This window comes from Rathayibacter sp. AY2B9, from assembly GCF_002931595.1.
Lineage (GTDB): Bacteria > Actinomycetota > Actinomycetes > Actinomycetales > Microbacteriaceae > Rathayibacter.
In genome coordinates, this window is sequence record NZ_PSUB01000011.1 from 100949 (window position 1) to 111562 (window position 10614).

The following is a 10614-nucleotide window of genomic DNA, read 5'->3' on the forward strand; positions in this document are numbered from 1 at the left end:
GAGGCGGTCACGGACTTGACGGGGCACCCGAGGGGCCCCGCGGGGTCGGCCTGCTCCGGAGGAGCCTCCGCCCGGGCAGCCGTCAGTGCACGTACTCGAGCAGGTCGGCTCCGAGGGTGCGCATTCCCTCCAGCACCGCGAGGCGGTAGTGCAGGGTCGTGTCGTCGAACTGGGTGGCGACCGCGTAGGCGACTCCGGCACGTGGGCCGCGGAGGACGCCGGCCTCGGCGCGGACGCCGACGTCGGTGCCGGTCGCGTTGACGAGCAGGACCCCGTGGTCGGGGTGCCGGTGCGCGAGCGGGTCGAGCCCGAACGAGGCGGCGACCATCGAGAGGTCGGTGCCGAGCGAGAGCCAGCCGATCACCCGCGAGCTCACGGCGGCGTCCACGATCTCGCCGTTCGCGAGGGTGGCGAGCAGCCAGGTCAGCTCGCGGGCGGAGCCGATCGAGAGCTGCGGCGCGTCGTCCGGGCCGCGCTCATCGCGCACGACGTCGAGCAGGGCGGTGCGGGAGAGGCCGAGCGCCTCCGCCCGCTCGCGCACGGCATCGAGGCCGACGCGGCGCAGCAGGACGTTGGTCGCGAGGTTGTCGCTCGAGGCACCGACGAGGGCGGCGAGGTCGGCGATCGGCATCGACGGCACCTGGAGGTGCTGCCAGAGCCCGGAGCCCGAGACCGCGTCCGCCGCGGTCCGGTCGACCAGGCGCAGGTTCTCCTGCGGCTCGTTCGCCAGCCGGGCGGCGACCTCGATCAGCAGCACGACGGTGCCGAGGGAGGCGGTGGGCATCGAGACGGAGTCGTCGACCGCGAACAGGGTGCGGCCGGTCGCCAGGTCGACGGCGCGCGCCGAGACGACGACCCCGTCGATCGCGAGACGGCCGAGGGCGTCGAAGCCGCGCTGGAAGTTCTCGCGGTCACCGCCGCCCTTGTGGCGCCCCCGGCGGTTGCGTCGGCTCTCACGGCGGGTCTCGCTGGTGGGGATCACCACGGGTACGGCCCCTCTACGGGTCGGGAGTGCGGTCGTGCGGAGGGGGGACCTGGGTCCTCACGCGCCGGCAGGACGCGCGATCGGCGGACGACCCCGCTGCATCGGTCGGCTCTCGATGCCCGGGGCTCCTCGTCCGTGGTGCGGAGGTGGTCGGCGGCGACTACCAGATGGTGACGCGCTCGCTCGGGGAGAGCCAGAGGGCGTCGCCTTCGGAGACGTCAAAAGTAGCGTAGAACTCGTCGATGTTCCGGACGATCTGGTTGCAGCGGAACTCGGCCGGAGCGTGCGGATCGATGGCGAGGAGTCGGATCGTCTCCTCGTCGCGCGACTTCTGCTGCCAGGCCTGCGCCCAGGAGAGGAAGAAGCGCTCGGCGCCGGTCAGGCCGTCCGCGACGGGCGGCTCCTCGCCGTCCAGCGAGAGCAGGTACGCCTTCCAGGCGATGCCGAGACCGCCGAGGTCGCCGATGTTCTCGCCGATGGTCAGGGCGCCGTTCACGTGGTGCCCGGGCGTGGTCGCGGGAGCGAGCGCGTCGTACTGCGCGATGAGCGCCTTCGTCCGCTCCTCGAACGCGGCCCGGTCCTCCTCGGTCCACCAGTCGGTGAGGCGGCCGTCGCCGTCGAAGCGCGAGCCCTGGTCGTCGAAGCCGTGGCCGATCTCGTGACCGATGACGGCGCCGATCGCTCCGTAGTTCGCGGCGGGGTCGCGGGCCTCGTCGAAGAAGGGGAACTGCAGGATCGCGGCCGGGAAGACGATCTCGTTGAAGCCCGGGTTGTAGTACGCGTTGATCGTCTGCGGGGTCATGAACCACTCGTCGCGGTCGAGCGGGCGGCCGATCTTGCCGAGCTCGCGGGCGAACTCGAACTCGGCCACGCGGCGGGCGTTGCCGAGCAGGTCGGCCGGGTCGATCGAGAGGGCGGAGTAGTCGCGCCAGCGCACCGGGTAGCCGATCTTGGGCGTGAACTTCGCGAGCTTCTCGAGCGCGCGCTCGCGGGTGGCGGGGCTCATCCACTCCAGGTCGACGATGGAGCGGCGGTACGCCTCGATGAGGTTCGCGACCAGCACGTCCATCGCGGCCTTCGCCGTCTCGGGGAAGTGGCGGGCGACGTAGGTGCGGCCGACCGCCTCGCCGAGCGAGCCCTCGACGAGCGAGACGGCGCGCTTCCAGCGCTCCCGCTTCTGCGGGGTGCCGGTGAGGGTGCGGCCGTAGAAGTCGAAGTTGGCGTCGACGAAGCCGCTGGACAGGTAGGCCGCGGCTCCGCGGATCACCTGCCAGGACAGCCAGTCGCGCCAGGCCGGGAGCCGGTCCTCGGTGAGCAGGCCCGCGAGACCCTGGAGGAAGCTCGGCTGGCGGACGACCACCTCGGCGAGCGCCCCCTCCGGAGCGCCCATCGCGGTGAGCCAGACGCCGAGGTCGACGCCCGCGGCGAGCTCCTCGACCTCGGACCAGGAGCGGAGGTTGTAGGTCGCCTGGCTGTCGCGGCTGCGGACCTTGTCCCAGTGCGCGGCGGCCAGGTCGGTCTCGAGGGCGACGATGCGCTCGGCGCGGGCCTCGGCGGCGTCGATGCCGGCCACCGCCAGCATCCGCGCGACGAACGGCGTGTAGGCCTCGCGGACGGAGGCGAACTCCTCCTCGCGGTAGTAGCTCTCGTCCGGCAGGCCGAGGCCGCCCTGGTTGACGAAGACGAGGTAGCGCTCGGGGCTGCCCGGGTCGTTGTCGACGAAGAGGCCGAAGAGCCCGGGGACGCCGGTGCGCTCGAAGGCGCCGACCGCGCGGAGCAGGCCGGGGATCGAGTCGACCCGCTGCACGGCGACGAGGTCGTCGGCGATCGGGGCGGCGCCGAGCTCCTCGGCCCGCTCCTCGTCCATGAAGGAGGCGTAGAGGTCGCCGAACAGTCGCTCCTCGGTGCCGTGCTGCGCGGTCTGCGCCTCGACGATGATGTCGCGCACGGCCTTCTCCGCCTCCTCCTGGAGCACGTGGAAGGAGCCGTAGCGCGCCTTGTCGGCGGGGATCTCGGTGCGGTCGATCCAGAGCCCGTTGACGTGCCGGTAGAGGTCGTCCTGCGGGCGCGTCGCGGGGTCGAGTTCGGAGCGGTCGATACCGGAGCGAGGCGTCGTCGAGGTCATGGCGGACAGCCTACGTCGGGGCGCCGACACGGTGGCGCGAGGTGCGGCGGGTCGAGCGCGGAGCCGCGGAGGGCGGGCGCGGAGCCGCGGACGGGACTGCCCGGCGCGGAGCCGCGGGAGGGCCGGGCGCGCCACCGTCCGGCTCGCGGGGGCGGACTGCTCCTGCGAGCCGGACGGTGGCCGACGGGGACGCCGGAGCGTCAGCGCCCGAGCTGCTCCTCGACGTACGCGCGGATCGGCGTGGTCGGCCGCCCGATCAGGCGGGCGAGCGAGCCGTCGGTCCCGCCGAGGAGGCCGTCGGCGATGTTCGCGTCGAGGCCGACGACGAAGCCGACTCCGCCCTCGGGGACGCCGGCGCCGGTGAGGACGCGGGCGTGCTCGTCGGAGGAGACGTGGCTGATCGCGGCGTCGCGTCCGGCGACCTCGGCGACGATCGCGGCCAGCTCGTCGAAGCTCCAGGCGGTGTCGCCGGAGAGCTCGTGCACGGTGCCGACCAGGGACGGGTCGGTCAGGGCGACCGCTGCGGCCTCGGCGTAGTCGGTGCGCGCGGCGCTGGCGACGCGGCCCTCGCCGGCGCTCGAGAGGGTGCTGCCGGTGGAGGCGAGCTCGGCGACGGTCTGCTCGTAGTTCTCGTTGTACCAGCCGTTGCGGAGGACGACGGCGGGGACTCCGCTGGCGGCGATCGCCTCCTCCGTGGCCTTGTGCTCGGGGGCGAGGATGAGCGCGCTCGTGGTCGCCTTCGGGGCGCTCGTGTAGACCAGGCGCGCGCCGGCGCGGACGGCGGCGTCGATCGCGGCGGTGTGCTGTGCGACGCGCCTGCCGACCTCGGAGCCCGAGACGAGGAGGACGGCCTCGGCGCCGGAGAAGGCGGCGTCGAGCGAGGCGGGGTCGTCGAAGTCCGCGACGGCGGTGCGGACGCCGAGGTCGGCGGCGAGCGCCTCGAGCTTCGCGGCGTCGCGGCCGGTGGCGACGATGTCGGAGGCGGCGGTGCCGCGGGCGAGCAGGTGCTCGACGGCGAGACGGCCGAGGTGGCCGGTGGCTCCGGTGACGACGAGGGTCATGAGGGGTCCTTCCTGACGGGTGGGGCGGGCGGGGTCCGCCGCCAGGAGGGTGCAACCGGCGCATCCTCCTCCTGCTTCCCGGAATGCAGTACCCACTATTTCGTTAGTACAGTCACCACCCCTGTCCCGAGGAGCACCCCATGACGATCGCCGACTGCGCCCTGCTCGCCGGGGACGTCTACTCCGCCGACTGCCCGAGCCGCGAGGTCTTCGGGCACGTCACCAGCAAGTGGGGCGTCCTGGTGCTCGCGGCGCTCGCTCCGGGCACGCTGCGCTGGGGCGCTCTGCGGCGCCGGATCGGCGGGATCAGCGAGAAGATGCTCGCCCAGACGCTGCGGATCCTGGAGGAGGACGGCTTCGTGCACCGCGAGGCGCGGCCGGTCGTCCCGCCGCACGTCGAGTACCGGCTGACGCCGCTGGGAGCGGAGCTGGCGGAGCGTCTGCTGCCGGTCGTCGAGTGGATCGCGGGGAACGTCGGGGCGGTCCTGGAGGCGCGCTCGGAGGGCCGCCGGGAGGGAAGGTGAGCCTCACCTTCTTGTGAGAACGTTCACGTTCCGTTCAGGGAGGAGCCTCCACCCGGCGGCATCGGCGCCCCCTCCCCCTGCTTGCCTCGATCGCGTCTCCTGCTCGTGATCGAAGGACCTCCATGTCAGACACCGCCCGCCGCCCGCTCCTCCTCCCGATGGCCGGCCACGTGCGCGGCAAGCGAAGCCCCGTCACCTGCGCGCTGAAGTGCGCCAACGCCTGCTCCACCGCGACCTGCAACACGTCGCACAACAGCTACTTCCGCGACATCGTCTCGTCGCAGCTCTCCCGCCGCAGCGCCCTCGGCCTCGGCCTGGCCGGCGCGGTCACCGTCGCCGTCGCCTCCGCCGGAGGAGCGCCCACCGCCGAGGCGGCCATGGCGACCGCGGCCGACGGCTCGCCGCTCGCCTTCACTCCGATCGCTCCGGTGCCGTACACGGTCGACCGGTTCACCGTCCCCGGGGGCTTCGCCTGGCAGCCGATCATCCGCTGGGGCGACCCGCTCTTCGCCGACAGCCCCGCCTTCGACATCGCCGACCAGACGGAGGCCGCCCAGGCCGCGCAGTTCGGCTACAACAACGACTACACCGACATCGTCGAGATCCCGGGCTCGAAGCGCCTCCGCGCCCTGCTCGTCGTGAACCACGAGTACACGAACGAGAGCATCATGTTCCCGGCCGCGCAGCTCGAGGCGGAGCCGGAGCGCGTGCGCGCCGTCGGCCGCGCCGCCCACGGCCTCAGCGTCGTCGAGCTGGTCCGCACCGCGGTCGACCGCCCGTGGGCCTACGTCCGCGGGGGCGAGCGCAACCGCCGCTACCTGATCGACACCCCCTACGAGGTGACCGGCGCCGCCGCCGGCACCGACCTGCTGAAGACGGTCGCCGACCCCGAGGGCCGCACCGTGCTCGGCACGCTCGGCAACTGCTCCGGGGGCACGACGCCGTGGGGCACGATCCTCTCGGGCGAGGAGAACTTCAACGGCTACTTCCGCGCCGTCGGCACGAGCGACGCCGAGAAGCGCTACGGCCTCGCCGACTCCGAGACCTCGCGCCTCTGGGAGCTCGACGACCCCCGCTTCGACGCCCGCACCCCGGGCTACGAGAACGAGCCGAACCGCTTCGGCTGGATCGTGGAGTTCGACCCCTTCGACCCCGACTCCACGCCGAAGAAGCACACGGCGCTCGGCCGGCTCAAGCACGAGGGCGCGAACGTCATCATCGCCCCGGACGGCCGCGTGGTCGCGTACCAGGGGGACGACGAGCGCTTCGACTACCTCTACAAGTTCGTCTCGACGAAGCGCTACATCGAGGGCGACCGCGCCCACAACAAGACCCTGCTGGAGGAGGGCGACCTCTACGTCGCCCGCTTCACCGGCGACTCCCCCGTCGCCGAGATCACCGGCACCGGGGCGGTCCCCTCGGACGGCGGCTTCGACGGCATCGGCGAGTGGCTGCCCCTGGTGCTGAACGGCGCCTCGACGATCGCCGGGATGAGCGTCGCCGAGGTGCTCGTGCACACCCGCCAGGCGGCGGACGCCGCGGGCGCGACCAAGATGGACCGCTGCGAGGACGTGCAGCCCAGCCTGGCCAGCGGCCGGATCTACGTGGCCTGCACCAACAACTCCGCCCGCGGCACCGAGGGCGCCAAGGAGGGCGCGACCGAGGTCAACCCGCGCACCGAGAACCGCGACGGCCACATCGTCGAGATCATCGAGGACGGCGGCGACCAGACCGGCCGCACCTTCACCTGGAACCTGCTGATGCTCTGCGGCGACCAGGCGCAGGGCGACGTCGTCTACTTCTCCGGCTTCCCGGCGGACCAGGTCTCGCCGATCTCGTGCCCGGACAACCTGGCCTTCGACTCGGTCGGGAACCTCTGGATCTCGACCGACGGCGCCCCGAGCGGCATCGGCTACAACGACGGGCTCTTCAAGGTCGCGCTCGAGGGCGCGACGCGCGGCAGAGTGGAGCAGTTCCTCTCGGTGCCCCGCGACGCCGAGACCTGCGGACCGATCGTCCACGACCTCGACCAGCACGTGTTCGTGGCGGTGCAGCACCCGGGCGAGGAGGGCACCTTCGAGGCGCCGACCTCGTTCTTCCCGGACTACGGATCCACGGCGGCGGGGGCGGTGGCGGCACCGCGTCCGACCATCGTGCAGATCCTGCCGGCCTCGCAGGTGGTGGCGCCGACTCCGACGCCGACCGCCGGGCCGACCACGGCACCGACGACCCCGCCGACCACCGCGCCCACGGCGACTCCCACCACGGCGCCGACCGCCGGGCCGACCGCGGCGCCCACCGCGGCTCCGTCCCCGGTGCCCACGACCGCGCCGACCGGCACGCCCACCCCGCTGCCCGTCGGCGGCTCGGGCGGCGGGCTGGCCTCGACCGGAGTCGAGAGCGTCGGCCTGATCGCGGGCGCCACCGCACTCCTGGCCGCTGGCGCCACCGCGCTCGGCCTCGGAGCGCGCCGCCGCGCGGCCGCCGAGGGCGAGGACGACCCGCAGGCGTGAGGCCGGACAGGGCCCGGGACCGATCGCAGGATCGGGGCCCGGGCCCTGTCGCGCTCGGGGACCCGCCGCTCAGGCCCCCGGGACCGGCGGGCCGGTGCGCCAGCGGAGGATCGCCGCGGCGTCGGCGCCGTGCGGCAGCGTCACCACGTCGATCCCCTCCGGAGCGGTGCGGGAGTCGGTGACGAGCACGCGCGCGTCCGTGAGCACGGCGGCGCGGGCCAGCGCGAGGGCGGCGTCGACGGAGTCGATCACCTCGGCGCCCAATGCCTCCTCCGGGGCCGACGCGACCCACGGCTCCGCGGCGAGCGCCAGCAGAGCGCGCTCGCGCAGCCGGCCGGGGTCGAGCACCAGCGTCTCGACCTGCGCCGAGGCCAGCGCCGTGACGATCGCGCCGAGCGAGTACTCGACGGTGCGGCGCGGCTCCCCGGTGCGCAGGGCGTCGAGCACGTCCTCCTTCTCGCGCAGCAGGATCCGGTCGAGCTGCTCGTCGACGAACCGCTCCAGCGCCCCCTCCTCGCTGCCGGCGGCCCGCGTGTTCACGGGCTCGACGGCCAGGATCGCGGCGCTGCTCGGCGAGAGCTGCTGCGCGAGCAGCTGCCGGGCGTGGATGTCCCCCGCGACGACCAGCAGGCGCGGCCGGTGCACGCGCACGAGCTCGTCCACCGCGGCGGCGAGCTCGGCCTGCGTGCGCCGCCAGATCTCCTCCGCGTGGTGGTGGAACCGGTCGTGCCGCCAGCCGCCGGCCTGCGCCTTGTGGAGGGTGTCGGTGCGGCCCTGCACGGCCTGCTCGGCCTCGGGTCGCTGCGCGCCCAGGCGGTGCAGGCGGATCTCGCCGCCGTCCCGCGAGGTCTCGACGACGAGGACGCGCAGGTCGGGCCGGTGCTGCAGCAGCGGCACGATGTCCGGAAGCGGGCTGTAGGAGACGCCCTCGGGCGCGACCGGCCGACCCGGCAGCACCTCGTTCAGCACGACCCTCCCGTCCACGGCGACCGCGAAGAGGCAGCAGCCGCCCTGGGGGCGCCCGGCCCCCTCGAGCAGAGCGGTGAGGGCCTGGATGTCGGCCTGGGGCGCACCCTGGCGGGCGAGCTCGTCTCCGAGGGACGTGGCGCGCTCGAGCGAGATGTCCGGCGGATTCCCGGAGTCGATCGCGAGGTCGACGTAGAGCTGCGACACGGGCCGGGAGTCGCGGAGGAGCTCGGCCAGGGTCGGGAGAGCGGGGGTGGTGGTCACCATCGGGTCGTCCTTTCCTGTCGTGTCCCGACAGTGTCGGACGGCAGGAGCGGGAGGAGGGACGGGGTTGACTGCTCGCGCGCGCCTCAGAGCAGGCGGCGGGCGGAGGCCCAGGCGGTGAGCTCGTAGCGGGAGGAGAGCTGCAGCTTGCGGAGGACGGCGGAGACGTGGGACTCGACCGTCTTGACCGAGATGAAGAGCTCGGTGGCCGCCTCCTTGTAGGCGTAGCCGCGGGCGATCAGGCGCATCACCTCGCGCTCGCGGGCCGAGAGCCGGTCGAGCTCGTCCACCGACTCCGCCTGCTCGCCAGCCAGCGCCCCGAAGGCGTCGAGCACGAAGCCGGCCAGGCGCGGCGAGAACACGGCGTCCCCGCCCGCCACCGCGAGCACGGCCCGGCTCACCTCGGCTCCGGAGCTGGCCTTGGTGATGTAGCCACGGGCGCCGGCGCGGATCACGCCGACCACGTCCTCCGCGGCGTCCGAGACGCTCAGCGCCAGGAAGCGCGACGACGACCCGGCGCTGCGCCGCAGCACCTCGGCCCCGCCTCCGCCCGCACCGCCCGGCAGGTGCACGTCGAGCAGCACCACCTCGGGCGCGAGCGAGGCAACCAGGCCGACGGCGGAGTCGACGTCGGCCGCCTCCCCGACGACCTCGAGCTCGGGGGCGAGGTCGGCCCGCAGGCCGGAGCGGAAGATGGAGTGGTCGTCGACCAGCAGCACGCGGGTCACCGCTCGACCTCCGCGGGGAGCCGCAGATGCACCTCGGTGCCGGTGCCGCCGCCCCCGGGACGCACGGTCGCGCTGCCGCCCGCGCGCGCCATCCGGCCGATGATCGACTCGCGGATGCCGAGGCGGTCGCCGGGCACCTCGTCGAGGACGACGCCGGGGCCGCGGTCGCGCACGAACACGTCGACGCCCTGCACGGAGGACTCGAGGTACACCGAGACGTCGCCGCCCGCGTGCCGGGCCGCGTTGAGCACGGCCTCGCGGGTCGCGGCGAGGAGCGCGGCGGCGCCGGGGACGGACGCTCCGACGGCCACCACCTCGAGGTGCACGGGGTAGTCGAGCTCGACGGCGGCGGCGATCGCCCGGACCTCGGCGGCCAGGTCGTTGGCGACCGGGACGTCGCGCTCGAACAGCCAGTCGCGCAGCTCCCGCTCCTGGGCGCGGGCGATGCGGGCGACCTCGCTCGAGGCTCCGGCGCGGTTCTGGATGAGCGCGAGGGTCTGCAGCACGGAGTCGTGCAGGTGCGCGGCGATCTCGGCCCGCTGCTCCTCGCGCACGCGGGCGGCGCGCTCGCCCATCAGCTCGGACCAGAGGGTCACCACCCGGGGCGCGGCCAGCACGCCGGCGGCGATCAGCAGCACGCCCACGGCGAGGACCGCGTTGAGGGCGCTCGGGCGGCCGGTGAGCACGGCCGCTCCGGCGAGCACCAGCAGCGCGCAGGAGGCGAGGCGCACCGCGGAGCCGTACCGGGCGGGGCGGACGGCGTCGCCGCGGTCGAGCCCGAGGCTCCAGCCGACGGCTCCTCCCGCGAGCAGGCCGACGGCGACGAGCGCGCGCGTGATGTCGGCGTCGTCGCCGCTGTCGACGGCGACCAGCACGGCGAGCGCCGCGACGGCGGCGGCGAGGGTCAGCAGGCCGGCCACGGGAGCGGAGCGGCGGACGGCCGGATCCGCGTCGCGCGAGTCGAGCGGCGCGAGGGGCACCAGCGCCCAGAGCCAGAGGTAGAGGAGCGCGCCGCCCCCGCCGAGCGCGGTCGTGAGAACGGCGAGGAGGCGGGTCCTCCGCACGCTCCAGCCGAGGTGGTCGGCGACCGCGGTGCACACCCCGCCGAGCAGCATCGTCCGCGGCCGCTGCAGCGGGGGGCGGACGGCGGTGCCGGGGACTGTGCTCACCCCTGCATCCAAACAGGTCGGCCGCACGATCGGGGGTGCTCTCGGGGTCGGATCAGGGGTTCCCCCGATGGTCCGGGCCGTGGAGCGCACGGGAGACTCGCAGCATGACAGGACAGAGCACGACCCCGCCGGGCTCCGCGGAGCCGGACGGCACGGAGGCGGCGAGCACAGCGACGACGCCGATCGGGACGGATCCCGGAGCGGCCGGACCCGACAGCGCCGGCCCGGACAGCTCCGGCCCCGAGAGCCCCGGCCCGGGAGCCCCCGGCCCCGCCGATC

At 74.4% G+C, this 10614-nt stretch carries 7 protein-coding genes and 1 pseudogene; 2 read left to right on the forward strand and 6 right to left on the reverse strand.

Going from position 1 to position 10614, the window contains the following annotated elements:
- Positions 1 to 82: 82 nt before the first annotated feature.
- The 3 genes from C5C25_RS11710 to C5C25_RS11720 form a co-directional block, all read right to left on the reverse strand.
- Positions 83 to 985 (reverse strand): serine hydrolase, encoded by a 903-nt coding sequence (locus C5C25_RS11710; protein ID WP_104222833.1) that lies wholly within the window; start codon positions 983 to 985, stop codon positions 83 to 85.
- 160 nt (positions 986 to 1145) lie between these two features.
- Entirely contained in the window at positions 1146 to 3110 is a 1965-nt protein-coding gene (locus tag C5C25_RS11715; protein WP_104250703.1) for a M13 family metallopeptidase, read from the reverse strand.
- A gap of 200 nt (positions 3111 to 3310) precedes the next feature.
- Positions 3311 to 4171 carry an NmrA family NAD(P)-binding protein gene (locus C5C25_RS11720; RefSeq protein ID WP_104250704.1) on the reverse strand — a complete coding sequence of 287 codons (861 nt, stop codon included), beginning with the start codon at positions 4169 to 4171 and terminating at the stop codon, positions 3311 to 3313.
- Positions 4172 to 4311: 140 nt separating this feature from the next.
- Between C5C25_RS11720 and C5C25_RS11725 the strand changes: the two genes are divergently transcribed.
- Positions 4312 to 4695 (forward strand): helix-turn-helix domain-containing protein, encoded by a 384-nt coding sequence (locus C5C25_RS11725; RefSeq protein ID WP_104250705.1) that lies wholly within the window; start codon positions 4312 to 4314, stop codon positions 4693 to 4695.
- 122 nt (positions 4696 to 4817) lie between these two features.
- Positions 4818 to 6857 (forward strand): annotated as a pseudogene (locus C5C25_RS11730) (PhoX family phosphatase); the annotation flags it as partial.
- A 420-nt stretch (positions 6858 to 7277) separates the two neighbouring features.
- On the opposite strand, the gene C5C25_RS11735 reads toward C5C25_RS11730, so the two are convergent.
- The 3 genes from C5C25_RS11735 to C5C25_RS11745 form a co-directional block, all read right to left on the reverse strand.
- Positions 7278 to 8441 (reverse strand): Vms1/Ankzf1 family peptidyl-tRNA hydrolase, encoded by a 1164-nt coding sequence (locus tag C5C25_RS11735; protein WP_104250707.1) that lies wholly within the window; start codon positions 8439 to 8441, stop codon positions 7278 to 7280.
- 83 nt (positions 8442 to 8524) lie between these two features.
- Positions 8525 to 9166, reverse strand: a complete 642-nt coding sequence (locus tag C5C25_RS11740) for a response regulator transcription factor (protein ID WP_104250708.1) — start codon at positions 9164 to 9166, stop codon at positions 8525 to 8527.
- Entirely contained in the window at positions 9163 to 10335 is a 1173-nt protein-coding gene (locus C5C25_RS11745; RefSeq protein WP_104250709.1) for a sensor histidine kinase, read from the reverse strand. Before C5C25_RS11745 ends, C5C25_RS11740 begins: the two co-directional genes overlap by 4 nt.
- Positions 10336 to 10614 lie beyond the last annotated feature (279 nt).

What these genes read in the sequence shown, in the direction of transcription:
- C5C25_RS11720 (WP_104250704.1), bottom strand. Translation starts at nt 4,171, where the DNA reads ATGACCCTCGTCGTCACCGGAGCCACCGGCCACCTCGGCCGTCTCGCC.
- C5C25_RS11735 (WP_104250707.1), bottom strand. Translation starts at nt 8,441, where the DNA reads ATGGTGACCACCACCCCCGCTCTCCCGACCCTGGCCGAGCTCCTCCGC.
- C5C25_RS11715 (WP_104250703.1), bottom strand. Translation starts at nt 3,110, where the DNA reads ATGACCTCGACGACGCCTCGCTCCGGTATCGACCGCTCCGAACTCGAC.
- C5C25_RS11725 (WP_104250705.1), top strand. Translation starts at nt 4,312, where the DNA reads ATGACGATCGCCGACTGCGCCCTGCTCGCCGGGGACGTCTACTCCGCC.